The organism is Micromonospora sp. Utrum1 (genome assembly GCF_057197805.1).
On sequence record NZ_CM170071.1, the window covers coordinates 2,866,837 to 2,891,679 of the forward strand.

Annotated in this window: 28 protein-coding genes; 16 read left to right on the top strand and 12 right to left on the bottom strand. The window is 74.3% G+C overall.

Going from position 1 to position 24,843, the window contains the following annotated elements; genetic code table 11:
- Positions 1-23: 23 nt before the first annotated feature.
- Both AC0OLQ_RS13595 and AC0OLQ_RS13600 read right to left on the bottom strand, forming a co-directional pair.
- Positions 24-1,259 carry a hypothetical protein gene (locus AC0OLQ_RS13595; RefSeq protein ID WP_484531603.1) on the bottom strand — a complete coding sequence of 412 codons (1,236 nt, stop codon included), beginning with the start codon at positions 1,257-1,259 and terminating at the stop codon, positions 24-26.
- A gap of 40 nt (positions 1,260-1,299) precedes the next feature.
- A complete protein-coding gene (locus AC0OLQ_RS13600; protein WP_357345438.1) occupies positions 1,300-1,818 on the bottom strand; it encodes an NUDIX hydrolase in 519 nt (172 codons plus the stop codon).
- A 56-nt stretch (positions 1,819-1,874) separates the two neighbouring features.
- Between AC0OLQ_RS13600 and AC0OLQ_RS13605 the strand changes: the two genes are divergently transcribed.
- The gene (locus tag AC0OLQ_RS13605; RefSeq protein WP_484531604.1) at positions 1,875-2,612 is read left to right on the top strand and encodes a class I SAM-dependent methyltransferase; all 738 of its coding nucleotides are present in this window, start codon (positions 1,875-1,877) and stop codon (positions 2,610-2,612) included.
- Positions 2,613-2,714: 102 nt separating this feature from the next.
- On the opposite strand, the gene AC0OLQ_RS13610 is transcribed toward AC0OLQ_RS13605, so the two are convergent.
- The gene (locus AC0OLQ_RS13610; RefSeq protein ID WP_484531605.1) at positions 2,715-3,344 is read right to left on the bottom strand and encodes a carboxymuconolactone decarboxylase family protein; all 630 of its coding nucleotides are present in this window, start codon (positions 3,342-3,344) and stop codon (positions 2,715-2,717) included.
- Positions 3,345-3,454: 110 nt separating this feature from the next.
- Positions 3,455-4,612 carry a DUF3800 domain-containing protein gene (locus AC0OLQ_RS13615; RefSeq protein ID WP_484531606.1) on the bottom strand — a complete coding sequence of 386 codons (1,158 nt, stop codon included), beginning with the start codon at positions 4,610-4,612 and terminating at the stop codon, positions 3,455-3,457.
- 140 nt (positions 4,613-4,752) lie between these two features.
- Between AC0OLQ_RS13615 and AC0OLQ_RS13620 the strand changes: the two genes are divergently transcribed.
- Complete coding sequence (locus AC0OLQ_RS13620) at positions 4,753-5,247, top strand: type II toxin-antitoxin system PemK/MazF family toxin (protein ID WP_484531607.1); 495 nt, start codon at positions 4,753-4,755, stop codon at positions 5,245-5,247.
- A 28-nt stretch (positions 5,248-5,275) separates the two neighbouring features.
- On the opposite strand, the gene AC0OLQ_RS13625 is transcribed toward AC0OLQ_RS13620, so the two are convergent.
- On the bottom strand, positions 5,276-5,911 hold the full coding sequence (locus AC0OLQ_RS13625) for a GGDEF domain-containing protein (RefSeq protein ID WP_484531608.1): 636 nt from the start codon (positions 5,909-5,911) through the stop codon (positions 5,276-5,278).
- 255 nt (positions 5,912-6,166) lie between these two features.
- On the opposite strand from AC0OLQ_RS13625, the gene AC0OLQ_RS13630 reads away from it, so the two are divergent.
- From AC0OLQ_RS13630 to AC0OLQ_RS13650, 5 genes are all read left to right on the top strand, one after another.
- A complete protein-coding gene (locus AC0OLQ_RS13630) occupies positions 6,167-6,418 on the top strand; it encodes a DUF397 domain-containing protein (RefSeq protein WP_357345426.1) in 252 nt (83 codons plus the stop codon).
- Between the two features lie 117 nt (positions 6,419-6,535).
- A complete protein-coding gene (locus AC0OLQ_RS13635; RefSeq protein WP_484531609.1) occupies positions 6,536-7,423 on the top strand; it encodes a helix-turn-helix domain-containing protein in 888 nt (295 codons plus the stop codon).
- A gap of 87 nt (positions 7,424-7,510) precedes the next feature.
- The gene (locus AC0OLQ_RS13640) at positions 7,511-8,557 is read left to right on the top strand and encodes a LacI family DNA-binding transcriptional regulator (protein WP_484531610.1); all 1,047 of its coding nucleotides are present in this window, start codon (positions 7,511-7,513) and stop codon (positions 8,555-8,557) included.
- A gap of 2 nt (positions 8,558-8,559) precedes the next feature.
- Positions 8,560-8,763: a hypothetical protein gene (locus AC0OLQ_RS13645; RefSeq protein WP_484531611.1), complete on the top strand. Its 204-nt coding sequence runs from the start codon at positions 8,560-8,562 to the stop codon at positions 8,761-8,763.
- Positions 8,764-8,897: 134 nt separating this feature from the next.
- A complete protein-coding gene (locus tag AC0OLQ_RS13650; RefSeq protein WP_484531612.1) occupies positions 8,898-10,328 on the top strand; it encodes a serine/threonine-protein kinase in 1,431 nt (476 codons plus the stop codon).
- Between the two features lie 13 nt (positions 10,329-10,341).
- Here the strand turns inward: AC0OLQ_RS13650 and AC0OLQ_RS13655 are convergent, their stop codons facing one another.
- Together AC0OLQ_RS13655 and AC0OLQ_RS13660 are read right to left on the bottom strand one after the other, a co-directional pair.
- Positions 10,342-11,169: an MOSC domain-containing protein gene (locus AC0OLQ_RS13655; protein ID WP_484531613.1), complete on the bottom strand. Its 828-nt coding sequence runs from the start codon at positions 11,167-11,169 to the stop codon at positions 10,342-10,344.
- On the bottom strand, positions 11,166-11,903 hold the full coding sequence (locus AC0OLQ_RS13660; RefSeq protein ID WP_484531614.1) for a phosphotransferase: 738 nt from the start codon (positions 11,901-11,903) through the stop codon (positions 11,166-11,168). Before AC0OLQ_RS13660 ends, AC0OLQ_RS13655 begins: the two co-directional genes overlap by 4 nt.
- 134 nt (positions 11,904-12,037) lie before the next feature.
- On the opposite strand from AC0OLQ_RS13660, the gene AC0OLQ_RS13665 reads away from it, so the two are divergent.
- Both AC0OLQ_RS13665 and AC0OLQ_RS13670 read left to right on the top strand, forming a co-directional pair.
- Positions 12,038-12,790 (top strand): DedA family protein, encoded by a 753-nt coding sequence (locus AC0OLQ_RS13665; RefSeq protein WP_484531615.1) that lies wholly within the window; start codon positions 12,038-12,040, stop codon positions 12,788-12,790.
- Positions 12,791-13,564: 774 nt separating this feature from the next.
- A complete protein-coding gene (locus AC0OLQ_RS13670; RefSeq protein ID WP_484531616.1) occupies positions 13,565-14,140 on the top strand; it encodes a hypothetical protein in 576 nt (191 codons plus the stop codon).
- 68 nt (positions 14,141-14,208) lie between these two features.
- Here the strand turns inward: AC0OLQ_RS13670 and AC0OLQ_RS13675 are convergent, their stop codons facing one another.
- Together AC0OLQ_RS13675 and gdhA are read right to left on the bottom strand one after the other, a co-directional pair.
- Positions 14,209-15,576 carry an alpha/beta hydrolase gene (locus AC0OLQ_RS13675; protein WP_484531617.1) on the bottom strand — a complete coding sequence of 456 codons (1,368 nt, stop codon included), beginning with the start codon at positions 15,574-15,576 and terminating at the stop codon, positions 14,209-14,211.
- Between the two features lie 164 nt (positions 15,577-15,740).
- Positions 15,741-17,078, bottom strand: a complete 1,338-nt coding sequence (gene gdhA, locus AC0OLQ_RS13680; protein ID WP_484531618.1) for an NADP-specific glutamate dehydrogenase — start codon at positions 17,076-17,078, stop codon at positions 15,741-15,743.
- Positions 17,079-17,234: 156 nt separating this feature from the next.
- Here gdhA and AC0OLQ_RS13685 point away from each other — a divergent pair, with 156 nt between their 5' ends.
- The gene (locus tag AC0OLQ_RS13685; RefSeq protein ID WP_484531619.1) at positions 17,235-18,206 is read left to right on the top strand and encodes a pirin family protein; all 972 of its coding nucleotides are present in this window, start codon (positions 17,235-17,237) and stop codon (positions 18,204-18,206) included.
- Positions 18,207-18,238: 32 nt separating this feature from the next.
- On the top strand, positions 18,239-18,907 hold the full coding sequence (locus AC0OLQ_RS13690; protein ID WP_484531620.1) for a hypothetical protein: 669 nt from the start codon (positions 18,239-18,241) through the stop codon (positions 18,905-18,907).
- 215 nt (positions 18,908-19,122) lie between these two features.
- Here AC0OLQ_RS13690 and AC0OLQ_RS13695 read toward each other — a convergent pair whose 3' ends face one another.
- Together AC0OLQ_RS13695 and AC0OLQ_RS13700 are read right to left on the bottom strand one after the other, a co-directional pair.
- Positions 19,123-19,773 carry a DUF1345 domain-containing protein gene (locus tag AC0OLQ_RS13695; RefSeq protein WP_484531621.1) on the bottom strand — a complete coding sequence of 217 codons (651 nt, stop codon included), beginning with the start codon at positions 19,771-19,773 and terminating at the stop codon, positions 19,123-19,125.
- 20 nt (positions 19,774-19,793) lie between these two features.
- Complete coding sequence (locus AC0OLQ_RS13700) at positions 19,794-20,063, bottom strand: DUF2795 domain-containing protein (RefSeq protein WP_484531622.1); 270 nt, start codon at positions 20,061-20,063, stop codon at positions 19,794-19,796.
- Between the two features lie 155 nt (positions 20,064-20,218).
- Here AC0OLQ_RS13700 and AC0OLQ_RS13705 point away from each other — a divergent pair, with 155 nt between their 5' ends.
- On the top strand, positions 20,219-20,623 hold the full coding sequence (locus tag AC0OLQ_RS13705) for a DUF2267 domain-containing protein (protein WP_357345132.1): 405 nt from the start codon (positions 20,219-20,221) through the stop codon (positions 20,621-20,623).
- A 32-nt stretch (positions 20,624-20,655) separates the two neighbouring features.
- Here AC0OLQ_RS13705 and AC0OLQ_RS13710 read toward each other — a convergent pair whose 3' ends face one another.
- A complete protein-coding gene (locus tag AC0OLQ_RS13710) occupies positions 20,656-21,804 on the bottom strand; it encodes a CaiB/BaiF CoA transferase family protein (protein ID WP_484531623.1) in 1,149 nt (382 codons plus the stop codon).
- Between the two features lie 249 nt (positions 21,805-22,053).
- Here AC0OLQ_RS13710 and AC0OLQ_RS13715 point away from each other — a divergent pair, with 249 nt between their 5' ends.
- From AC0OLQ_RS13715 to AC0OLQ_RS13730, 4 genes are all read left to right on the top strand, one after another.
- Positions 22,054-23,073, top strand: coding sequence for a TerC family protein (locus AC0OLQ_RS13715; protein ID WP_484531624.1), 1,020 nt, complete (start codon positions 22,054-22,056; stop codon positions 23,071-23,073).
- A gap of 93 nt (positions 23,074-23,166) precedes the next feature.
- Positions 23,167-23,757, top strand: coding sequence for a sulfite oxidase-like oxidoreductase (locus AC0OLQ_RS13720; protein WP_357345158.1), 591 nt, complete (start codon positions 23,167-23,169; stop codon positions 23,755-23,757).
- A gap of 1 nt (position 23,758) precedes the next feature.
- A complete protein-coding gene (locus AC0OLQ_RS13725; protein ID WP_357345127.1) occupies positions 23,759-24,520 on the top strand; it encodes a ferredoxin reductase in 762 nt (253 codons plus the stop codon).
- 17 nt (positions 24,521-24,537) lie between these two features.
- Positions 24,538-24,831 carry a DUF6510 family protein gene (locus AC0OLQ_RS13730; protein WP_484531625.1) on the top strand — a complete coding sequence of 98 codons (294 nt, stop codon included), beginning with the start codon at positions 24,538-24,540 and terminating at the stop codon, positions 24,829-24,831.
- Positions 24,832-24,843 lie beyond the last annotated feature (12 nt).

Consider the following 24,843-nt stretch of genomic DNA (forward strand, 5'->3'; position numbering starts at 1 on the left):
GCGGCAACCGGAGGTCCCCACGCTCACCACTGCTCCGGCGGGTCCGCCACCTCCTCCTCGGGCAGTTCCGCCGGCTCGGCCACCCACGCCGAGTAGACCGGCAGGCCGTGCCACGGCCCGCCCGCCTCGTCGGTGGCCACGGCCACCACCGCGTACGGGTGCCCGAACCGCAGCTCCGCGACCCGGGCGACACCCTCCGGCGGCAGCCCGGCCGCGACGCCGAACGCGGTCACGGCGGCGGCCTCGAAGCCGTACCGTCCGAACCGGGCCACCGCCGACTGCACCGCCTCGAACGGCGGCTCCGCCAAGCCGAGCAGCGCACCCAGCGCCCGCGCCGCCCCGTCGAAGCCGAACCGGGCCGGAGTCAGGTCGTGCCGGCTCTCCGCCGACCAGCAGGGCAGCACGGCCGAGGCGTGCTCCTCCCGCCCGTCGCCGGCGAACGTCCGCGTCGGCTCCTCCCGCAGCGTCCACAACGGCGTCTCGCCCAGCGGCAACTCGAACAGTGACCGCCGGCCCGGCGCGACCCCCTCGGGGGCGGTGGCGGCGGTCGCCGCCAGTTCCTGCGCGGCGGCCAGCACGTCCGCCGCGGGCACGTCCGGCGCGGCGGCCACCGAGACGACCAGCATCCCGGCCCCGCCGTCCGCCGGCCGGGCCGGCACGGCGTGCACCGCCACGTCGCCGGCCCGGTCGGTGCCCGCCACCCAGCAGCGGTGCCCCCACGGCGGCGTCCGCAGCACCCGCCGCAGCCGGCCGGCCCAGGCGCTGCCGGCGCCCAGCTCACCGGCGGGCGCCACCTGGAACGGGTCCGCCCAGGACACGCGCGTGGCCAGCGCGCTGGCCAGGATCAGCAGGGTGTCCGCGGTGACGGTGACGGGGAACCGCTCGATCAGATCGCCGGTGCGCTCCCGGGCCCAGGCGTCCAGCGTCGCCTGATCGGGCAGCGGGCCGCGCTCGGTGCGGTCCGGCAGACCGGCCCGCCAGGCGGCCAGCTGCTCGAAGGGGGTCCGCTCCCACAGTGCGGTGGCCGCGGCGACCAGTGGATGCGGCTCGGCGAGCAGCGCGCGGGCCGCCGCGGCGGCGTCGTCCGCGTCGGTGCCGAGCGCCTCGGTGAGGGTGGCCCGGGCCTCGCCGGTGGCCGCCGGGCCGGTCAGCGCGAGCAGCAGCCAGGCGCCCAGCGGCGAGGCGACGTGGTGGGCGTCGCCGGCGGCGCGGTGCAGCCGCTCGGCGTAGTGGGCCAGGGGTGTGTGGAGAGGGTTCACCGCTCCACTGTGCCGGTCGGCGGCCCGTCCGGCACGCCCGTCAGGACCACAGCTCGAACGGCTCGTCGATCTCCTCCCCGGCCAGGAACGCCGGCAGCAGCTCCGGCAGCCGCCCCGGATAGCAGCGCGGCCGGTCGGCGATCACGTCGGCCACCGGCCACCAGCGGAACCCGAAGTAGTCCTCGACCTCGTAGTCCAGCCGGTGCGCCTCGTCCACGTCCGGCCCCGGGCCGGGCAGCCGCACCGGCACCACCACCTCGTCCTGGAGGTGCCGTCGCTGGCGGTGCCGGAAGCTGGCCCGCCGCCGCCAGGTCGGCGCGCCGACCTGCGCCGGCGCGACCACGATGCCGGCCTCCTCGCGCAACTCCCGCACCGCCGCTTCCAGGTAGGTCTCCCCGGGGTCGAGCCCGCCGCCGGGCAGCTCCCACCAGGTGCCCAGCACGGGATGGTCCGGGTCCCGGGTGTGGAACAGCAGCACCCGGTCGGTGGCGTCCAGCACCACCAGCCGGACGGCCGTTCGCTCGAACAGCGGCAGGTCGTCGGGCAGCTCCGGATCCACGGCACTCCTCTCGAAGGGTCGGCGGCGACCCGGCCCACCCTGCGATGATGGCGATCATGTCGCAGCTCTTCGGTGAGGTGGCCGGCGCCTACCACGAGGCCCGACCAGGCTATCCGGCCGAGATCGTCGCGGCGATCCGCGCCTACCACGGCGGGACGCCCGACCGCCTGGTCGAGGTGGGCGCCGGCACCGGCCTGGCCACCGCCACCCTGCTCGGCCTCGGCGCGCCGACGACCTGCGTCGAGCCGGACCACCGGATGGCCCGGGTGCTGGCCGAACGCTTCCCCCAGGTCGAGGTGGTGACGGCGGCCTTCGAGGAGTGGACCCCGCACCCCGGCGACGTGCCGGCGCTCGCCTGCGCCATGGCCTGGCACTGGCTCGACCCGGCCACCCGCAACCGCCGGGCCCACGACGCGCTCCGCCCCGGCGGCACCCTGGCCGTCTTCGGCAACCGCTACGACTACGTCGACCCGGCCCAGCGGGCGGCCATCCGGGCGGCGTTCGAGTCGGCCGACCCGCAGCAGCAGGGCGACCGCCCGGACGACTGGGTCCACGCCGACATCGCCGACAGTGGCCTCTTCACCGACGTCCGGGCGCCGCTCTTCCGCCGGGATCTGCCGCTGGACACCGCGGCCTACCTGCGGCTGGTCCGCACCTTCTCGCCGCAGCTGCGCCGCCCGCCCGCGCTGCGCGAGCGGGTGCTCGCCGCGGTCGGCGCGGCGATCGACGGCTTCGGCGGCACCGTGGTGCTCGACCTGCGCACCACGCTCGTCCTGGCCCGCCGCCCCGCCTGACCCGGTCGCCCCCGGTGAGCGTCAGCGAATGCCGAGGGCGGTGCCGACCGGACCGAGAGGGTCAGCGGGCAGCTGATGCCGCTGTCGGCGCCGGCGCGAGCGTCACTCGGCGCCACTGTCGGTGGAGGCCAGGGATGTGTGCGCCTGGACCTGGCGGCCGAAGGTAACGGCTTCGCGGACGAGCCGAGGCGCCTTCTCGGCGAGCTGCGGATCTGGGCGTGCTCCCAGCGCGTCGTTGACGGTGGAGAACGCCAGCCGGAACGCGACCAGGGTCGTCGCCTCGAAGATCTCCTGGTCATTGAGACCCGCGTCGCGCAAGCGCTCCACGTGGGCCTCGGTCGTGGCATTCGGATCCTGGACGACCCGACGAGACCAGGCGGCCAGCGCGTTCTCCCGCTCGGACAGGTCACCGTCGACGCCTCGCAGCACCCGTGCCGCGGTCGCCTCGTCACTGAGTTCGGCCAGCCGGGCACCCCATGCCAGCGCGCAGTAGGCGTCGCCGCGGGCAGCGGCGGTGGCGGCGACCAGCACGGCCACCTCCCTCGGCGACAGGCCTGAATCGGCCAGGAGATCAGCACGCAGAGCCTGGAAGGACGCCAGCACATCAGGACGCCAGCACCAGACCCGGGTGAGGTTGTTGACGTAGCCGTCGGCGGTGAGATCGCCCTCGTAGGCGGCAGCCACCGCCGGGCTCTGCGGCGGATCGGCGAGGAACGCAGCCGGAGGGTTCATGGGGCCAGTGTGCGGCACTCGGCGACCGCCCGAAGACCGATCAACGACAGCTCGGGAGTCACGTTGTTCTCCCCGTGGTCTTCGGCAGGGGTCCTGACGTCGTCCGGGCGTCACCCTTCGGCGTCGTGCAGTGACGTCGGGGACAGCAGCGGCTGAAGCAGTGCACCGTTCCCGATCGCCGGCGACCTCCGGGCTACTCCCGCAAGGAGGTCGGCGACCTGGACTCGTGGATCGTCGCGGGAGTCGACCATCACGAGCCCGGCCAGGGGCGATACTCCGGCGGGCAACGCCCCGGCCTTGTCGGCGGCCGCCGCCGGTGGTCCGCCGTGGTTGGCCAGCGCCTGCTGAAGGCGGGTCAACCGGTCGGCCGTGAGGGCGCTCTGCTCGTCGTGGATCACCAGCACCTGCCGCTGTCCGCCGCTCCAGGACAGGACCGTCTCCGCCAGCGCCGGCAGCATCGGTTCCAGCGGTGGCGGGATGGATCGGTCCTCGCTGTCGAGCCTGGTCACCACAGCCCACACGTGGGTCGGGCTGAGCCCGTTGAGGACGCCATCGGCCGGTGCGCCCAGGCCGGTTCGTGCCAGCGCATCCCGGGCCTCGAAGAACCGCTGCACGGTCCGGTGGTCCGGACGCCGCCGTTTGATCCGGACCAGGTCGACGAAGGCTGCCAGGAAGACACCCCAGTCGCTTCCGGCCGAGCGCCCGGCCCGATAGAGGGCGAGAGCGGCCGGAAGGTGATCCTGCATCAGGCGGGTACCGGCCGCGTAGGACGGCTCGGTCAGCAGCAGGTCGACGATCCGGGTGACGAGGAAGAACTCCTTGTCGATCAGGTGAACGGACGCGCGGCCCTTCAGCGCCTCCAGGAACCACTCCAGCGCCTCAGCCGCGCCCGGGCCGCGAAGGAACTGCCCGGACTTGAACTCGTGCGGCGAGAACCGGAAGCCGGATCGCAGCGCTGTGATGAGCCCGATGGCCTCGTCCACGCCCAGGTCGACACTGGCGTGCGTGATCACCGGAGAGGTCGAATGGAGCAGATTGGTACCCGAGAATCCGGACTCGTCACAGGCGATCTCCACAACGGCGCCGACCACCGCATCGATCGGCGGGAGCCCGCCCTGAAGCGGCGATCTCACACCCGATCTCCCACCATGCCGACCATGGTCACCCGTGCACCACCATCGAACAACCCGATTGTGCGCGGAACGGAGGGCACCTGATCCGGAGACGGCCCGGCATGCGGGCCATGCGCACATCGTCCGGGAGCCCACCGACGGCAGTCGCGGACGGTGAACTCCGAGGTCCCTGGTTCCCGTCGGTCGTCTGATCGGGGCTGTTGCCGAACTGGCCCGTGACGGACCAAGGCGCTCCCCGCCTCGCGCCCGCGTTGGGCCGGGATAGGCTGCCCGCCGTGGCAGGTCTGTTGAGGAACGTGGCATCCCGGCTCGGCCGGATCGCCGGGGGCGCGGCCGCGCCCACCCGTACCGCCCGGCCGATCCCGGCCCAGGTCGCTCGGCGCCGCCAGGTCGCCGTGCTGCAGCGCCGCGAGCTGGCGTACGCGCCGGAGCTGGACGGGCAGGCCGACCCGGGGGAGATCGTCTGGACCTGGGTGCCCTACGAGGAGGATCCGCGTCAGGGCAAGGACCGCCCGGTGCTGGTGGTCGGCCGGCAGAGTCGCACGCTGTTCGGACTGATGCTGTCCAGCCAGAGCGATCGCGACGGCCAGCGGCACTGGCTGGCGCTGGGCCCGGGGGAGTGGGACCGGGACCAGCGGCCGAGCTGGGTCCGGCTGGACCGGGTGCTCACCATGCGTGAGGACAGCATCCGGCGCGAGGGCGCGGTGCTGGACCGGCGCCGGTTCGACCGGGTGGGCCAGGCGCTGCGTACCGGCTACGGTTGGCGCTGACGGGCGCCGGCTGGACCGTCGGCCCGGCTCAGCACTCGGCGACGAGCTGGCGGGCGGCACGGGCCGCGCCGACCGTCTTCGCCTGGTACATCGCCGCGTCGGCGCGGCACAGCGCGTCGGTGAGCTGGGTCGGGCCGTGCACCGGGGCGAGCCCCACCGAGGCGGTCACCCGGATGCTGCGGGCGCCCAGCGGGATCGGCGCGGCGAGCGCCTCGCAGAGCCGGCGGGTGGCGTGCTCGATCCATCGCCGGTCCACCGTCGGGCTGACCAGCAGGCCGGCGAACTCGTCGCCGCCGAGCCGGGCCACCAGGTTGTCCCCGGCGAACGCGGCCAGCCGCTGCGCCACGCTGACCAGCACCTGGTCGCCCGCGGCGTGCCCGTAGCGGTCGTTGACCTGCTTGAAGTCGTCGAGGTCCAGCACGATCGCCACCAGCGGCTTGCCGGCGGGGTCGGTGAGCAGGGTGGCGGCCAGCCGGAAGAAGGCACGGCGGTTCGGCAGCCCGGTGAGCGGGTCGTGGCTGGCGGCGTGCCGCTCGGCCGCCAGCTCGGCCTGGAGCAGCTCGATCTCGGCCTCGGCGCGCAGCGCCCGGCGGCGCAGTTGCCAGGCGGAGACCAGGGCGCCAGCTGCGGAGATGCCGGAGGCGACGGTCATCGGATCCGGCACACGCCCTCCCTCACCGCAGTCCCAGCCCTCGCCGGACGGCGCCGGGCCGGACCTGTTCCCCCTGCTCGCAACCGGAGTCCGGGTAACCGAGCGTGAGCGTCCGGGTACACCGCACGTGCGATATCATGCTCGCTGTCCATTGCAGATGCAATAGCAGATGCACGTGCATCTCCGTCTACAGTCGACAGCACCCCGTCGCCACCCACCGCCCCTCCCCGCGGCATCGGCTGGCTCTTCCCGCGAAGGACGCCCCCCATGCAGCCCTCGAACGGCGTACCCACCACCGAGCTGCCCCCGGTGCGGTGGCTGAAGAGCCGGCGCAGCAACCCCAGCGGCAACTGCGTCGAGCTGGCCGAGCTGCCCGACGGCGGCGGCATCGCCGTGCGCAACTCCCGTCACCCGGAGGGGCCGGCGCTCATCTACACGGTCGACGAGATCGCCGCGTTCGTGCTCGGCGCCCGGGACGGCGACTTCGACCACCTGATCGCTCGCCGGCCGTCCCGCTGACGGGACCGCGCATCCACCGTCCGGAGGAGTTCACGTCACTGTCGGTCCATGGCATGCTTACTGCTCGGCCGGGCTGGGGCGTCCGGTCAGGACAGTCGGTGTGCGGAGGGCGGCCAGGTGACGACGGTGCCCGTCGAGGGAGGCCCGACCAGCGGCCCCACCGTGCTGCGCATGCTGCTGGGGGCGCAGCTGCGCCGGCTCCGGGAGGGCGCCGGGGTTAGCCGGGAGAGCGCCGGCTGGGAGATCCGCGCCTCCGAATCCAAGATCAGCCGGATGGAGCTGGGCCGGGTCGGCTTCAAGGAGCGCGACGTCGCGGACCTGCTCACCCTCTACGGCGTCACCGCGCCCGACGAGCGGGCGGCGCTGCTCAAGCTCGCCCGGGACGCGAACACCCCCGGCTGGTGGCATCGCTACGGCGACGTGCTGCCCGGCTGGTTCCAGTCCTACCTCGGGCTGGAGGCCGCCGCCGCGCTGATCCGCACGTACGAGGTGCAGTTCGTCCCGGGCCTGTTGCAGACCCCGGCGTACGCCCGGGCGGTGATCCTGCTCGGCCACCGCGGCGCCCCGCCGGCGGAGGTCGACCGGCGCGTGAGCCTGCGGATGGAGCGCCAGGAACTGCTGCGCCGCAGCGACCCGCCACAGCTCTGGGCGGTGCTCGACGAGGCCGCCCTGCGCCGGCCCGTCGGTGGCCCCGAGGTGATGCGCGCGCAGTTGGACGCGCTGATCGAGGCGACGGTCGTCCCGCACGTCCGGCTCCAGATCGTCCCGTTCGCGGCCGGCGGGCACGCCGCCGCCAGCGGCGCCTTCAGCATCCTGCGCTTCGGCGACCAGGACCTGCCGGACATCGTCTACATCGAGCAGTTGACCAGCGCGATCTACCTCGACAAGCGCGACGACCTCGACCACTACGCGGGGGCCATGGACCGACTCTGCGGGGAGGCCGCGCCGCCGGAGCGCACCCCCGAGCTGCTGGCCCGGATCCGGGACGAGCTCTACCCGGCCTGATCGCGCCGCTATCCCATTGACGCCCGCCGTCGGGCGGAGTAACTTCTGTATCGATACAGTTCTGAATCGATACAGAGGGGCAGACCGGTGAAGCCGACCCTGCAGGACGTCGCGAACGCGGTGGGCGTGTCCCGCAGCACCGTCTCCAACGCCTACAGCCGGCCGGACCAGCTCTCCGCGGCGCTGCGGGCGAAGATCCTCGACGCCGCGCGCCGCCTCGGCTACCCGGGCCCCGACCCGACCGCCCGCTCGCTGCGCCGCGGCTTCGTCGGCGCGATCGGCGTCCTGTTCACCTCAGACCTCTCCTACGCGTTCACCGACCCGTTCGCGGTGCGCTTCCTCGCCGGCGTCGGCCAGGCCGCCGAGCGGCACGGCACCAGCCTGCTGCTGGTGCCGCTGTCGGGTGACCGCGACCGGACCCGGGCCGCCGTCGAGAACGCCGCGGTCGACGGCTTCTGCGTCTACTGCGTCGGCGACGAGGAGCACGTGCTCGCCGCGATCCGCGACCGCGGGCTGCCCCTCGTCACCACCGCCCCCAGCGCCGCCGGCCCGGCGGACCGCTTCGTCGGCATCGACGAGCGGGCCGCTGCCCGGTCCGTCGCCGCCCACGTCGCCGGCCTCGGGCACCGGCGGGTGGCCCTGCTCGGCGACACCGTGCTGCCTGACGCGCCGTCCGGGCCCCTGCGGCTGGCGGATCCGCGCGACGCGCCCCGCCCCACGACCCGCGACCGGCTCGCCGGCTTCGCCGACGCGTTCGCCGCGGTCGGCGTCGCCTGGCCGGCGATCACCGTGCTCAACGCCACCGGCAACAGCCGGGCGGCGGCCGCCGCCGCCGTCGCCCCGGTGCTGGCCGGCGACGACCCGCCCACGGCCGTGCTGGCCTGCTCCGACGTGCTCGCCCTCGGGGTGCTCGACGCGGCCGGCCCGCACCGCGGCCTCTCGGTCACCGGCTTCGACGACGTCGCCGAGGCCGCCGCCGCGGGGCTGACCACCGTCCGGCAGCCGGCCGAGGAGAAGGGCCGGCTCGCCGCCGCACTGCTGCTGGAGCCGCCGGTCGACCCGGCCGACGGCCACCTCCTGCTTCCCACCGATCTCGTCGTCCGGACCTCCACCGGGCCCGTTCCCAGGAGTTGACCATGGAACACTCCACCGGATTCGTCCTCGCCGTCGATGCCGTGAGCCGGCACGTGAACTCGGCCCGCCCCGACGCCCCGGTCCGCCCCGACCGGCCCCGGCAGCCCCGGCTGGCGCCCACGCGGCTGGCCGCCGCCGCGGCGCTGCGCCGCCTCGCCGACCGGATGGAGCCCCGCCCCGCCCGGGTGCCCACCTGCCAGTCCTGACCCCCGGTCGACGGCCCGTCCGGGTGGCCGGCGCCACCCGGACGGCACCCCGTTCGACCCGGAACCGCCCGATCGGCCCGCAACCGGGCACCGGGTTGGTGGGGCGCCCCACCTGGCAGGCACACTGGACCACCATGTCGCCGTTCACGCCCTCGCTCCGGCTGCACGATCGGTACGTCTTGCGCGAGCGCATCGGGCTCGGCGGGATGTCCGAGGTGTGGCGCGCCGACGACGAGGTCCTGCACCGCCCCGTCGCGGTCAAGGCCCTCGCCACGCAGCTCGCCGCCGACCCGCAGCTGCGCGCCACCATCCAGCGCGAGGCCCGCGCCGCGGCGCGGCTCACCCACCCGCACGTGACCCAGGTGTACGACTACGGCGAGGCCACCCTCCCCGACGGCTCGGTGGTGCCCTACCTGGTGATGGAACTGGTCGAGGGACGCACCCTCGCCGACCGGCTGACCGCGGGGCCGCTCGCCTGGCCGGAGGCCGTCCGGCTGGCCGGGCAGATCGCCGCCGCCCTGGCCGCCGCGCACCGGATCGGCGTGGTGCACCGCGACATCAAGCCCGGCAACGTGATGCTCACCGAGACCGGCGCGAAGGTGCTCGACTTCGGCATCGCCACCCTGGCCGGCCCGCGGCACCCCCTCGCCGGGCAGACCGGCGAGCTGCTGATGGGCACCCCGGCATACTTCGCGCCGGAGCGGATGACCCCCGGCCCGGCGAACCCGGCCAGCGACGTGTACGCCCTCGGCGCCCTGCTCTACCGCACCCTCAGCGGGCGCGCCCCGCTGCCCGTGCAGACCTGGGACGACGTGCTCGACGTGCAGGCCCACCGACCCCCGGTGCCGGCGCTGCGCATCCCCGGGCTGCCCGCCGACGTCGCCGAACTCACCCTGGCCTGCCTGGCCGTGGACCCGGCGCGGCGGCCCACCGCCGCCCAGCTCGCCACCCGGCTCGGCGCCGGCCAGCCGGCCGACCCGCCGACCGCGATCCTGCCCACGGTGTCCCGGCCGGAGCACCCGCCGACGCTGATCGAGCGGGCCGCCCGCCCTGTCCCACCGCCGCCCGCCCGGCCGGCCGCCCGGTCGAACCGGCTCGTCGGGGCGCTGGTCGCCGTCGGGGTGGTGCTGCTGCTCGCCCTGGTCGGCACGCTGCTGCTCGACGGCAACCCCGACAACCCGACGGGCACCGGCCCGTCGACCGGCACGACGCCGGCGGAGGAACCGTCCCCGTCCCCGCCGTCGGAGCCGGCCACCTCCGGACCGGCCAGCACCCGGCCCGCGCCGGTCACCCTGCGCCAGCTCGCCGGTCAGTTCGCCGACGTCGTCGACCAGGCCGTGGCGGACGGCCGGCTCGACCGGAAGACCGCCAACGACCTCCGCGAGAAGGCCGCCGAGCTGGACCGCGGCAAGCCCAAGGACCGCGCCAAGCGGGTCGAGGACCTGCGCGAGCGGATTGACGACCTGGCCGGCGACGGCAAGCTCGACGAGGCCACGGCCGGCGCCCTCCAGGACCTGCTCGACGCGTACGCGGGGCTGCGCGGGGGCGGCCGGGACGAGGGCTGAGCCGCCGCCCGGCTCAGGCCAGCCGCACCGGGTCGCCCACCCGCACCCGGCCGGCGCGAACCACCTGCGCGTACGCGCCGACGCAGGGCTGCGGCGCCATACCGTCCAGCGGCACCACCCGGTTCAGCCGCGCCGGCACGCGCAGCGCCTCCGGGTCGCGGGGGAGCGGGCCGTGCGCCAGGGTCGGCACCGCGCAGCGGGGCGTGCGGCCGATCACCCGCAGCACCAGCTCGGCGCCGATCCGCAGCTCCCGACCGGGCCAGTCGTTCTCCTCGAACCCGGCGCCGGCGGTGTCCAGCACCAGGTTGGGCCGGTAGCGCGCCGGGTCCACCGCGCACGAGGGCAGCTCCGCCCCGATCCGCCGCAGCGTCGCGGTGGTCAGCAGGTGCACCGGGGCGAAGTCGACGAAGCCACCCGGGGGTGCGGCCGCCCCGAGCCGTCCCTCGTCCACCGGCACCGCCGCCGCCACCCCCGCGGCGAGCACCTCCTCCGGGCGGGACCGTTCGAGCACCGCGTCCGGCGGCGGGGTGTCGACCAGCGTCACCGGCGCGCCGAGCAGCGTGGAGAGCACGTCGTCCACCCCCTCGTCGCCGGCCGCGACGACGCGGCCGTCGGGCAGCGTGATCCGCACCCCGCTGTCGCCGCCGGTGGCCCGCAGCGTGGTCAGCGCCCGCCAGCGGTACGGGTTCTTGGCGCTCGCCACCCGCCCGGTCTCCCGGTGCAGCAGGGCGAGCCGCCGGTCCCCGGCCAGCCCGGCCTCGTCGACGGCCACCTCGTCCAGATCCTCGCCCAGCAGCGACTTCACCGGGTAGCGCCAGATGCCCACCACCCGCCCGCTCACCGGACGCCACCCGAGGCCGCGACCGCCGCCTCCACCAGGGCGGCTGCCTCGGGCAGCCGGGCGGCGTCGAGCGGCCCGAGCCCGGCCCGCCGCGCGGTCGCCCCCGCCACCGACCCCAGCGACCCGGCCTCGGCGACATACGCGGACAGCAGCTCGCCCGCCGCCGTCGACAGCGGGAGGGACCGGTCCACGGCCACCTCGGCCAGGATCAGCGCGGTGATCGCCCGGTCGAGCGCGGGCGGCCCCTCCGCGGCGTTGGTCCAGTCGATCACCACCGGGCCGGCCGGGGCGAGGAGCACGTTTCGCGGGTGCAGGTCGAGGTGCAGGACGCGGAGCGCCGGATCGGTCGACTGGAGCGCGGGTAGCGCGTGCAACCGGGCGTGCAGGTCGGCCAGGAGACGAGCGGCGGCCCGGAGCCCGACCTGACCCGCCACGAAGGCGTCGAACAGGGTCGGCCCGGGCACCCGGTCGAGCACCAGATCCCGACCGTCGGCGTGGTGCACCCTCGGCACCGGGTAGCCGGCGGTGTGCAGGTGGCGCATCACCTCGGCCTCCCCGCGCACGTCGCCGCCGGCCCGGTACCGGCGCAGCACGCGGTCGCCGTCCAGCGCGTAGACGTCGGCGGTCCGGCCCGAGGCCAGCGGAACCAGGGCCGTCATCGGCGTGCGCCCGGTGGTCACCGGCCTGCCGGTCTCCTCGACCAGCGCCCGCAGCCCGACGGCCTCGCGGTCCACAGCGTACGGTCCGCGGTCCGAGCCGCTGCCCGTCATCGGCCTTCCACCTCCCAGGGCCGGCGTACGCATACCCCGCAGCGTAGTGCGCCCCGGTTTCCGTGGTCGCCGGCCGCGTCGCCTCGTAACGTTGTCGGATGATCGGAAACGCACAGCTCCTCGTCGGCCCCCGGGTGGCGGCTCCACGCGCCACGGAGCCGGCCGGCGAAGGACCCGTCGGCTGGGTCACCGGCCTGGTCGAACGGCTCGGCGGGCCGGGCGCCGGTCTCGCGGTGGCCCTGGAGAACCTCTTCCCGCCCATCCCCAGCGAGGTGATCCTGCCGCTCGCCGGGTTCGCCGCCAGCCAGGGCCGGATGAGCGTGGTCGGGGCGATCGCGTGGACCACCCTCGGGTCGGTGCTGGGGGCGCTGGCGCTCTACTACGTCGGCGCGGCCCTCGGCCGGGACCGGATGCGCGCCCTGGCCGGCCGGCTGCCGCTGGTCAAGCTGGACGACGTCGACCGCACCGAGGCCTGGTTCCTCCGGCACGGGGTCACGGCGGTGTTCTTCGGCCGGATGATTCCGATCTTCCGCAGTCTCATCTCCATCCCGGCCGGCGTGGAACGGATGCCGGTGCCGGTCTTCCTGCTCTTCACCGCGCTGGGCAGTCTCATCTGGAACAGCGCCTTCGTGCTCGCCGGCTACCTGCTCGGCGAGAACTGGCACGTCGTCGAGGCGTACGTCGGGACGCTGCAGAACGTGGTCATCGTGGCCTGCGTCGGCGCGGTCGGCTGGTTCGTGTTCAGTCGTGTACGCCGGGCGCGCCGCCGCCGTCCCGCCCCGGCCGAGCCGCCCCGCGGCACCCTGTACCGCGGCGGCTGGTGGGCCCCCGAAGAGCCCGACGACCGCTGACCGCCCATCCTGATCCACTCCAGCCCGCCGACGTCGCGGTGTCCGCCGGGCGTGAATACCGCCAGCTCCGCGATCTTGAGTGGATCAGGTCGTGACCGGTTGGGTCGGCGCTGCCAACCCTTCGCGGCGGGTTGGCCCTGCCAACCTTCTGCGGTCGGTTGGTGTGGGACAGCCTGCTTCCGTTGGCCGGCTCTGGGCCGCGCCCGGCAGGTCTGGGGTGTATGCCCGGTTGGCCAGCCTGCTTTTGTTGCCAGGAGGGCGACCTCGCATTGGTGTCCCAGCGGCACCGAGGACGACGACCAAGATCTGGGATGTATGTCCGGTTCCCGCCCGCTCCACGGCGGTGAGTGGAACGCCATGTATGTCTCCGGCGCCCGGTGACCTCCATAGCGTTCCACCGGCGGTGTCGGCCTGGGCGGGTTGTCCGTTTCGTGGGGGTGGTCGGCGGCACCCTCGCGGCGGAATGGCGGGTGGGCGGGGGTCGTTGTATCCGGGTGAACGGCCGAGGAAGGCGCCCCGCACGGCGGGGTGACCGGCCCCCGGGGCTGCCCGTCGAGGTGGGTGCGCTGCGCCCGGAATGATGGTGGGCCGCCGGTCGTTGTACATGGTCCCGGCGCGACGAAGCGGCCCCCCGGCCCCGCGCGCTGGATGATCCCCCGAAGACTTTGCTCGACCCCCAACGACTTTTTGAGCGCCTGACGGTGCTCGCGCACACCGGATTGCCGACCTCCCCCGGTCGGGGTGTGCGCCAACCCCCGAATGGAGCTACCTGTCATGAACACGATGCTGCGTAAGAGCGTGCTCGGTATTGCTGGTCTTGCCTTCACCGGTGGCATCTTTGCCGGTCCGGTCGCCGCCCACGCCGCCGAGCCGGTGCACAGCACCAAGCCGGCCGCGGTGGCGGTGCAGGGTGACAAGCTGATCCCGCACGGTGTGCAGGGCGCCCAGTCGAAGATCGAGCTGAACGACGAGCAGACCGCCAACGCCAAGGCGATCATCGCCGCGACGAAGAAGGCTGGTCTCCCGGAGCGGGCCGCGGTCATCTCGATCGCCACCAGTCTGCAGGAGTCGAAGCTGGAGAACCTGGGCCACCTCGGCGACAAGAATGACCATGACTCGCTGGGCCTGTTCCAGCAGCGCCCGAGTTCGGGTTGGGGTTCGCCGGAGCAGATCACCGACCCCGAGTACTCGACGCTTGCGTTCCTGAAGGGTCTGAAGCAGGTCGACGGCTGGCAGGACATGCCGCTGACCGAGGCCGCGCAGACCGTGCAGGTCTCGGCCTACCCGGACGCCTACGCGCAGTGGGAGCGGCAGGCCGCCGACATCGTCGCCCACAACTGGAACAGCTGACCTAAGCAAACGAACGCTGGCCGGCACCCCGAACACGGGGTGCCGGCCAGCGGCGTCTCCGGGACCGGTCAGCAGGGCGCGTACAGGCGACGCGTCCCCGAACCGGCGGCCCAGGCAGCCGGGTCGCTGAACCGGCAGCCGAAGTCGGGCGCCGCCACCGCCTTCCGATCGGTGACCGCGTCGCCGGCCGGGCGCTGGCCGGTGCGTACCCAGGAAACCAGGTCGTCCCAGGCGGCGCCGGCCTCGGCCGGGCTGAACTCGCAGTGCTGCGCGGCCCGGATGGCCCGCTGCACGACCAGCCGGCTGCGGCCGTGCCACGCCGCGTCCCGGGCGTACGCCTGCTCCATGCTGAACGGCACGAAGAGGTCGCCGAGGTCGTGCAAGCTGAGCACCGGCACGGTGGGCCGGCCGCTGATCCGCGGCACCTCGGTGAGCGTCGGGGCCAGTCGCTGCCACAGGTTCTCCGGGGCGACCCGCTGCACGGTGGCGTTGACGTCCACCGGGCTGTTCGGGGAGTAGCGGGTGAGCAGGTTGGTGGCGAGCTGACCGGGCCGCTGGGCGGGGGAGTCGCCACCGTCGGTGGTGGTGATGCTGAACAGGAAGTCCTTCCAGACCGCGAAGGCCGCGTCGGCGCCGGGTCGCGGGCCGCCGGAGCGCTCGACGGTGATGGCCCGCAGTTGCTTGCCGAGATCGTTGGTGGTGTCCGGGCCGCCCGGCTTCAGCCCGGTCAGGCCGAGCGCCACCTGGATCCGCGGCACCGCGTCGGTGATGTAGTCGTCCGGCGTCGGGTACGCGCGCACCCCGGCGAGGGCCTGCGCCACCAGGTTGTAGTCGAGGAAGAAGTCGAACAGCTCCTGGTCGCCGAGCACCCCGCACATCGGCAGCGCACCGTCGTAGTAGCCCGGGTACTGCTCCAGCGAGCGGCCGATGATGTGCCCGCCCATGGAGACGCCGGCGATGAGCACCTGCTTCGGCCGCTTCACCGTGTCGGCGAAGAAGTCGGCCAGCGCCCGGGTGCCGAGCACCCCGGAACGGATGTCGTAGCCGTTGCGGTCGTACGAGGACGACGCCCAGGCGTACCCCTGGGCCAGCATCCGCTGCCGCAGGTCGTAGCCGGGCGGCTCGGGGGAGAGCACGGTGCCCTGGCCGCGGTAGCCGTGCGCCCACATGACCAGGTCGCCGTTCCACCGGGCGGGGGTCTCGATCACGTAGCCGGCGTGCTCGTGCACGCCCTGGCGGACGGTGGTGGCCGCGCCGTCGATGACCAGCGGCGCGAGCGGCGGGTTGCTGATGGTGTAGCCGGGCAGCGGCTGGCTGCCGTCGTCGTCGCGGTCGGCGGCGACGGCGGGCGTGGCGCCGGCGAGACCGACCGTGAGAGTGAGGGCCGCGCCGGCGGCGAGCAGCCGGCGCAGGAGGCGGGTGGGTGAGGTCAGCATCGGTGCTCCCCCGGGGACGGGTGCCGCCCCGGGACGGGGGCGGCCTGGCGGGACGGATGCCTACCGGCCGGTAGGCCCTGAACCTAAGCTCGACCTCGAACCCTGTCAATCGTTGACTGACCGAACGGTCAGCCAGGTTGACCCCGTCCACCCACAGTGGCCGCCTACACCAGACCGTGCGCCAGCATCGCCTCCGCGACCCGCCGGAACCCGTTGATGTTCGCTCCGGCCACGTAGTCGCCCGGCAGTCCGTACTCCTCGGCGGTGGCCCAGCAGCGGGCGTGGATGTCCCGCATCGTCTCCCGCAGCCGCTGCTCCGACTGGGCGAACGTCCACGAGTCGCGGCTGGCGTTCTGCTGCATCTCCAGCGCGCTCACCGCCACCCCGCCGGCGTTGGCCGCCTTGCCCGGGGCGAACCGCACCCCGGCCCGGCCCAGGATCCGCACCGCCTCCGGCGTCGTGGGCATGTTCGCCCCCTCGACCACCGCGACGCAGCCGCCGGCCACCAGCGCCGCCGCCTCCGCGCCGCCGATCTCGTTCTGCGTCGCGCAGGGCAGGGCCAGATCGCAGGGCACCTCCCAGACGGTACGACCGGAGACCGCCACGGCGTGCGGCACGTGCCGGACGTAGTCGTCGAGCCGGGCCCGGCGCTCCTCCTTCAGCTCGCGCAGCAGGGCCAGGTCGATGCCCTTCTCGTCGAGCACGTAGCCGTCCGAGTCGGAGCAGGCCACCACCGTGCCCCCGAGTTGGTGCACCTTCTCGATCGCGTAGATGGCCACGTTGCCGGAGCCGGAGACCACCACCCGCTTGCCGTCCAGGCCGTCCCCGGTCTGCTTCAGCATCTCCTCGGCGAAGAACACGGCCCCGTAGCCGGTCGCCTCCCGCCGCACCTGCGCGCCCCCGTACGCCAGCCCCTTGCCGGTGAGCACCCCCGACTCGTACCGGTTGGTGATCCGCTTGTACTGGCCGAACAGGTAGCCGATCTCCCGGCCGCCCACCCCGATGTCGCCGGCCGGCACGTCGGTCTGCGCGCCGATGTGCCGGTACAGCTCGGTCATGAAGCTCTGGCAGAACCGCATCACCTCCCGGTCCGAGCGGCCCTTCGGGTCGAAGTCCGCGCCGCCCTTACCGCCGCCGATCGGCAGGCCGGTCAGCGCGTTCTTGAAGATCTGCTCGAAGCCGAGGAACTTCACGATGCCCAGGTAGACCGACGGGTGGAAGCGCAGCCCGCCCTTGAACGGGCCGAGCGCGCTGTTGAACTCCACCCGGAAGCCGCGGTTCACCCGGACCCGGCCGTGGTCGTCCTCCCACGGCACCCGGAAGATGACCTGCCGCTCCGGCTCGCAGATCCGCTCGATGACGCACGCGTGCGCGTACTCGGGGTGGCGGGCGAGGGCCGGCCCGATGCTCTCCAGCACCTCCCGGACCGCCTGGTGGAACTCGGGCTCACCCGGGTTCCGCTCGACCACGTTCGCGAACACCCTCTCGACGGTCTCCGGCATCACGGACACGCCCCTTCCGGTCCCGGCGCCGGCCTCGTCGCCGCACCGCCCCCGGGTACGGATCGTCACCGTCGTCCGGTTCACTGGTCGGGTGGACGAGTTGATCTGGGAGAGAACCCGGTGAGCGTCGCGGCGGGCTGAGCGTAGAGTCGGGCGGTGGACCGTACCGAATCCCTGCCGGCGCAGACCCTCCCACCTGGCGTGGGCCCCACCGATCCGGGAAGCGTGCTGCTGCCCGGCCACGACGTGCCGTTGGGGCGTTACACCACGGTGCGCCGGCTGCTGCCGCAGCGACAGCGGCGGCTGGTCGGGGCCTGGTGCTTTGTCGACCACTTCGGTCCGGACGACGTGGCTGAGCGCCCCGGCATGGAGGTGCCGCCGCACCCGCACACCGGGTTGCAGACGGTCACCTGGCTGCTCGACGGGGAGATCCTGCACCGGGACAGCCTGGGCAACGTCCAGCCGATCCGACCCGGCCAGCTCAACGTGATGACCTCCGGGCACGGCATCGCCCACTCGGAACGCTCGCCGCTGGTGCACCCGCCGGTGATGCACGGCGTGCAGCTCTGGGTGGCGCTGCCCGACCCGGCCCGCGCGGGCGCGGCCGACTTCGCCCACCACGCGGAGCTGCCCAGGTGGCGCGACGGCGACCTGGACATCACCCTGCTCGTCGGCGAGGTGGGCGGGGAACGCTCCCCGGCCGTGGTGCACACCCCGCTGGTCGGCGCGCAGCTCGAGGTCCGCGGTCCGGCGCCGGCCACGTTGCCGCTGCGCCGCGACTTCGAGTACGGGCTGCTCGCCATGTCCGGCTCCGCCGAGGTGGACGGGGTGGCCTTCGCCCCGGGCGCGCTGCTCTACCTGGGCGCCGGCCGGGACGCGCTGACCCTCCGCGCCGCCCCGGGCAGCCGGCTGCTGCTGCTCGGCGGCACCCCGTTCGAGGAGCCGCTGGTGATGTGGTGGAACTTCGTCGGCCGGTCGCACGAGGAGGTCGCCGCCGCCCGCGAGGACTGGATGGCGGGTCGGCGGTTCGGCAGGGTCGCCGACGACGCGGCGCCGCCACTGCCGGCCCCGGCGCTGCCCACCACTCGGCTCAAGGCGCGGGACCGGCGCGGCGGCACGCTGGGCTGAATGCCTCGCTCCGCCCCGGGTAGACGGCGGGCATGCCCACCACCAGTGCGATTTCCAGTGTCGAGGACAAGAAGCGGCTGGTCCGCCGGCTCGCCGGGGACGGGCGGGGGTTCGCCGAACGGTACGGGTTCCGGGTGACGAACAACCCGTCCCAGCTGTTCCAGGTGCTCTATCTGTCCGTTCTGCTGGCCCGCCGGGGCGACTTCCACAAGGCGGTCGACGCCGCGACGGGACTGCGGGACGCGGGCTGGGACAGCGCGGCCCGGCTGGCCCGATCCCTGCACGCGGACCGGGTCCGCGTGCTGCGCGCCGCGGGGCAGCGCGGCGACGTGGACGCGCTCTCCGCCACCCTGGGCGACCTGGCCCAGAACGTGGTCGACGCGTACCGGGGCGACCTGCGCCGGCTCCGCACCGAGGCGCACCAGGATCCGGCCCGGGAGCGGCGGCTGCTGACCGCGCTGCCCGGGGTGGACGACGAGGTGGCCGACCTGTTCTTCCGCGAGGCGCAGGCGGTGTGGCGCGAGGTGGCGCCGGTGGCCGACCGCCGGGCCCTCGCGGCGGCCCGCCGGCTGGGGTTGGGGCGCTCCGCCGACGACCTGGCCGGGCTGGCCGGCAGCGGCGAGTCGGAGCGGCTGGCGTGGCTGGTCGGAGCGCTGGCCCGGGTGGATCTGGAGAAGCGGTACGCGGAGCTGACCTCGTGACCGGGACGTGCCTCCGGACACAGTTTCGCGATAGTCACCCGTTCGGCTGATGCCCCGTCGTATGATGATCGTGGCAGCGATGCCCGCCCGGTTCGGGCGAACATCCACCGCCTGTCGGTCGCGACCCGGTTCGGGCGCGAACCGGCGGGGACAGGTGCTGCGTGGCGCCCCAGGTCGCGGTTCGTGACCCGGGGCGCCCGCCTGCTGCCCGGGGCTCACGCGGCCAGGCTGGCGAGCAGGTTCACCGTGGTGGCGACGATGACCGCGCCGAACAGGTAGGACAGCAGCAGGTGCCGCAGCGCCGTCCGGCGCATCTCGGAGCTGCCCAGGTCGGTGTCGGAGACCTGGAAGGTGGTGCCGACCGTGAAGCCGAGGTACGCGAAGTCGGAGAAGCAGGGCAGCTCGTGCTGGTGGAAGTCGATCCCGCCCGGCTCGCCGCTGTAGTACAGCCGGGCGTACCGGGTGGTGAAGACGGTGTGCACCACGAACCAGGACACCACGACGCTCAGCACACCGAGTCCACCGTAGAGGTCTCGCGGCAGTCCGTGCGGAACGGCGCGCGCGGTCGTCAGCACCAGGCCGACCGCCAGCAGACTGGCCAGGCAGGCGGCCAGCAGCAGGGCGTCGCGCGTCGCCCGGTTGGGGTCCTCGAGCTTCGCCAGCCGCGCGGTGCGGGCGGCGTCCAGCCGGGACAGCCGCCCCCACTGCAGGGCAAGCCAGCTCAGCGCGGCCCCGTCCCACCCGACCAGCGGGGCGAGCGTCGGCGCGAGCATGACGGCGGCGGCGCTGGCCGCGACGGCGCCGACCAGCGCCATCACCACGAGCTGGAGCGCCGCCGGCACGTGCCCGGGTACCCGACCGGCCATCCGGCGCGGCACCGGACGGGTCAGATACCGCGCAGGTGCTGCGAGACCCGCGTGTGCCTCTCCCGGGCCTGCGCCGCGCGCTGCGAGCGGCCCACCTCGGGCGCGGCGTCGATGCCCGCCGAGCGGGCCACCTCGCTGCCGTTGGCGTAATCCACCGGCGGCAGCGCCCGCAGCGCCCGCAACACCTCCGGCGGCGCGCCCTCCCGTTCGGCCTCCCGGATGACGTCGTCCTTGCCCGCCGGATAGTCCAGCGCGGACAGGTACTCAAGGACGTCCGTGTAACTCGCCATGGGTCGGGCTCCTCGCGCCTGTAGTTGCGGTCACGACCGGCGGCGGTTACCCGTCGGGCCGCGCCTCACGCGCGGGCCGGGCAAAATCCGGCCGCTGTTTCCGGGTCGCTGTGGCGGGTAGGCGGCCCGGGCGAACACCGAAGGGGGTACCACCCATGCAATACGGCGCCTTCGTCGACCGCGTGGCGCGGCGTACCGGGACGTCCGAGGAGCGGGCGACGGAGCTGACCCGGGCCACGTTGGAGACCCTGGCCGAACGGTTGACCGGCGGTGAGGTGCTGGATCTCGCCGCGCAGCTGCCGAAGCCCCTCCAGCGGGTGCTCAACCCCCACCCCCGCACCGAGGCCGCGGACCGTTTCGGGGCGGCCGAGTTCGTCGCCCGGGTCGCTCAGCGGGCCGCCGTCGACGAGAACGCCGCCCGGGACGCGATCCGGGCCGTGTTCTGCACCCTGCATGAGGCGATCACCAGCGGGGAGTTCCAGGACGTGGCGGTCCAGATGCCGCGCGACTTCCGGGACATGGTGGAGCCGGCCCTGGCGCCGGCCTCCCGCCGGACCTGAGGCTCGCCGGCGCCGGCGCCCCGGTGGCGCGGTCAGGCCACCGTGCCGGCGGCCCGCAGGGCAGCCACCCGTGCCGGGTCGAAACCGGCCTCGGCCAGCACCTCGTCGGTGTGCTCGCCGGGCTGCGGCGGTGGGCGGCGTACCGAGGTGGGGGTGGCCGAGAAGCGGGGTGCGGGGGCCGGCTGGGTGACCCCGTCGGGCGCGACGAAGACCTCCCGGGCGGCCAGATGCGGGTGCCCCGGGGCCTCGGCCCAGTCGAGCACCGGCGCCACGCAGGCGTCCGAGGCGGCCAGCAGCGCGGCCCACTCGTCCCGGGTGCGGGTGCGGAACAGCCGCGCCCAGGCCGCCCGCAGCGCCGGCCAGTTCGCCGGATCGTGCCGGTCGGGGGCGTCGTCGCCGTCGAGCGGGAAGCCGGTGAGCCGGACCAGTTCGTCGTAGAACCGCGGCTCCAGCGCGCCCACCGCGAGGTGCCGCCCGTCGGCGCACTCGTAGGTGTCGTAGAACGGCGCGCCGCCGTCGAGCAGGTTCACCCCGCGCGGGTCTTGCCACATGCCGGACCGGCGCAGCGCGTGGATCTGGGTGGCGAGCACCGACACGCCGTCCACGATGGCCGCGTCGACCACCTGGCCGGGGGCGCCGGCGCGGACCGCGTAGAGCGCCGCGACGATGCCGAGGGCCAGCATCATCCCGCCGCCGCCGAAGTCGCCGAGCAGGTTCATCGGCGGCACCGGGCGCTCGCCGGCCCGGCCGACGCCGTGCAGGGCGCCGGTCAGCGCCAGGTAGTCGATGTCGTGGCCGGCGGTGTGGGCGAGCGGGCCGTCCTGCCCCCAGCCGGTCATCCGCCCGTACACGAGGCGGGGGTTGGTGGCGTGGCAGTCGTCCGGGCCGAGGCCGAGCCGCTCGGTGACCCCGGGCCGGAAGCCCTCGATCAGCGCGTCCGCCCCGGCGACCAGGGCCAGCACCACCTCGCGCCCCTCGGGGGTCTTCAGGTCGACCGCGAGCGAGCGGCGGTTGCGGGTCAGCAGGTCGCCCGGCACGTCGCCGAAGCCGCCGCCGCCGACCCGGTCCACCCGCACCACGTCCGCGCCTAGGTCGGCCAGCATCATGGCGGCAAACGGGCCGGGTCCGATGCCGGCCAGCTCGATCACCCGTACGCCGGTCAGCGGCCCCTGACTGTTCATCGCGTCACCATAGGGCTCGGGGCCGCCGGGCACCACGCCCCGCCGTCCACACAGCGGTTGACCAGGGCAATCATCCTGGTCGCGGCTTGGCGTACGCGTTGAGGTTGCCCTAACCTTGAGGCGGCGAGGGGAGTACTTCCCACGAACCATTCCGGTCAGTACGGCGGGCCCCGGGCGCGCCTCGGGTGGTTGCCCACGAACGGTGGGTGAAGGAGACCTCGGACATGGCACCGTGTTCGAGGAGGCTCCATGACCGAGTTGTCCTACCTGTCCGCCGTCGAGCTGTCGTCGGTCGGCACCCCCACCCTCTGGGCGGTGACCATCGCCGGCGTGCTCGCGCTGCTGGTGCTCGACTTCCTGGTCACCCGGAAGCCGCATGAGGTCTCCCTCAAGGAGGCGCTGGGCTGGTCGGCCTTCTACATCGCCCTGCCGCTGGCCTTCGGCGGCTGGGTGTGGGGTCGCTACGGCTCCGAGCAGGGCGTCCAGTATCTCACCGGCTACCTGGTGGAGAAGTCGCTCTCGGTCGACAACCTCTTCGTCTTCATGCTGCTGCTGGCCGCGTTCGCGGTGCCCGCCGTGCTGGCCCAGCGGGTGCTGCTCTACGGCATCGCCGGCGCGCTGGTGCTGCGCGCGATCTTCATCGCCCTGGGCGCCGCCGCCCTGAAGACCCTCGACTTCGCCTTCCTGCTCTTCGCGCTCATCCTGATCGCCACCGCGGTCAAGCTGCTGCGCGACGCCCTCACCGGGCACGAGCAGGAGGTCGACATCGACAAGATGCGGTCGGTCCGGCTGCTCCGCAAGGTCATGCCGGTGGTCGACGAGTACCACGGCCCGAAGATGACCGTCCGGTTGGACGGCCGCCGGGCCTTCACCCCGTTCGCCCTCGTGGTGGTCGCGGTGCTCGCCACCGACGTGGTCTTCGCCGTCGACTCGGTGCCCGCGGTCTACGGCATCACCGAGGACCCCTACCTGGTCTTCGCCACCAACGCCTTCGCCCTGCTCGGCCTGCGGGCGCTCTACTTCGTCCTGCACGCCGCGCTGAGCCGCCTCGTCCACCTCAGCTACGGCCTGGCCGCCATCCTCGCCTTCATCGGCCTCAAGCTGGGCCTGCACTGGGCGCACGGCATCTGGTCGGGTGTGCCGGAGATCCCCACCCTCGCCTCGCTCGGCGTCATCATCGGCGTGCTGGTCATCGTCACCCTGACCAGCCTGCGCGCCACCCGCGACCGCGCCGCCGGCGATCAGCCGGTCGCCGCCGAGCGGCGGTGACCCGGCCGCCGCGGTGGTCACCCACCGCGGCGGCTGCCGGCCGAACCTCTCGCCCCGACCCGTCCCAGGTGGTACTACTGACGCGTGGGAATCGTGTCGCCGGGATTTCAGGGCCGGCCCCGTTCGTCCGAACCGGCCCTGCCGCCGGGGCAGTACCTCACCGAGGACTTTCCGGTGCTCTCCGCCGGGCCGACGCCCCGGGTGCCGCTGGACACCTGGGAGTTCGTGCTCACCACGGAGGCGGGCGCCGAGTACCGCTGGTCCTGGGACGAGCTGATGGGCCTGCCGCAGGAGACGCCACACGTGGACATCCACTGCGTCACCCGCTGGTCCAAACTGGGCACCGACTGGCAGGGGGTCTCGCTGGACACCCTGCTCGACGGCGTCGACACCGCCGCCCGGTATGCGCTGGCCCACTCCTACGGCGGCTACAGCACCAACCTGCCGCTGGACGACCTGCGCGGCGGCCGGGCCTGGGTGGTCCACACCTACCAGGGCGGCCCGCTCCCGGCCGAGCATGGCGGACCGGCCCGGCTGCTCGTGCCGCACCTCTACTTCTGGAAGTCGGCCAAATGGGTCCGCGGAGTGCGGCTGCTCACCGACGACCAGCCGGGCTTCTGGGAGACCGCCGGCTACCACGACTACGGCGACCCCTGGCGCGAGCAGCGCTACCAGGGCGACTGAGGTGGCCGCCCCGACGACCGGCGGCCGAATGGTCGCCCCGCTGACCTGGCGGGTCGCCCGGCTGGTCGAGCGGCGGGTCGAGACGCCGAGCGCGCAGACCCTGGTGCTGGACGTGCCCGGTTGGCCCGGGCACCAGCCGGGGCAGCACCTCGACATCCGACTCACCGCCGGCGACGGCTACCAGGCAGCCCGCTCCTACTCGCTGGCCGGGCCGGCCGAGGGGGAGCGGATCGCGGTGACCGTGCAGCGGGTGCCCGACGGGGAGGTGTCGCCGTACCTCACCGACACCTACGCCGAGGGCGACCCCGTGGAGGTGCGCGGGCCGGTCGGCGGCTGGTTCGTCTGGCGTGCCGACGAGACCGCGCCGGTGCTGCTGGTGGCCGGTGGCTCCGGGGTGGTGCCGCTGATGGCGATGGTCCGGGCCCGGCGGGCCGCCGGCAGCCGGGTGCCGTTCCGCCTCATCTACTCGGTGCGCACCCCCGACGACGTCATCTACGCCGACGAACTGCGCCGCCGCGCCCGCGACGACCAGGGCCTCGACGTGGCGTACGTCTACACCCGGGCGGCGCCGGAGGGCTGGCGGGGGGAGCCGCACCGGATCGGCCTGGCCGACGTGAACAGCCACGGTTGGCCGCCCGACCTGGAGCCGCTCTGCTACGTCTGCGGCCCCACCGGCTTCGTGGAGACCGTGGCGGACCTGCTGGTGGGGCTGGGCCACCCGACCCGGCGGGTGAAGACCGAACGGTTCGGCCCGACCGGCTGACCACCCGAGGAGAGCGCATGACGGACATGTCCTACCTGGACGGCAACATGCTCGACGGGCCGATGCGCGAGGTCTTCGCGGTCGACCTGAGCTCCGCCACCGGGCGCTGCAACCACTGCGGCATGACCGGCCCGGTGGCCGGGCTGCACGTCTACTCGCACGCGCCCGGGCTGATCGGGCGCTGCCCGGCCTGCACGTCGGTGATGGTGCGCCTGGTCCGTGCCCCCGACCGCGCCTGGCTCGACCTGCGCGGCACCACCTTCCTCCAGATCCCCATGCCCCTCGACCAGCCCCACCCCCGCCCCCTCTGACCGCCCCCGCGG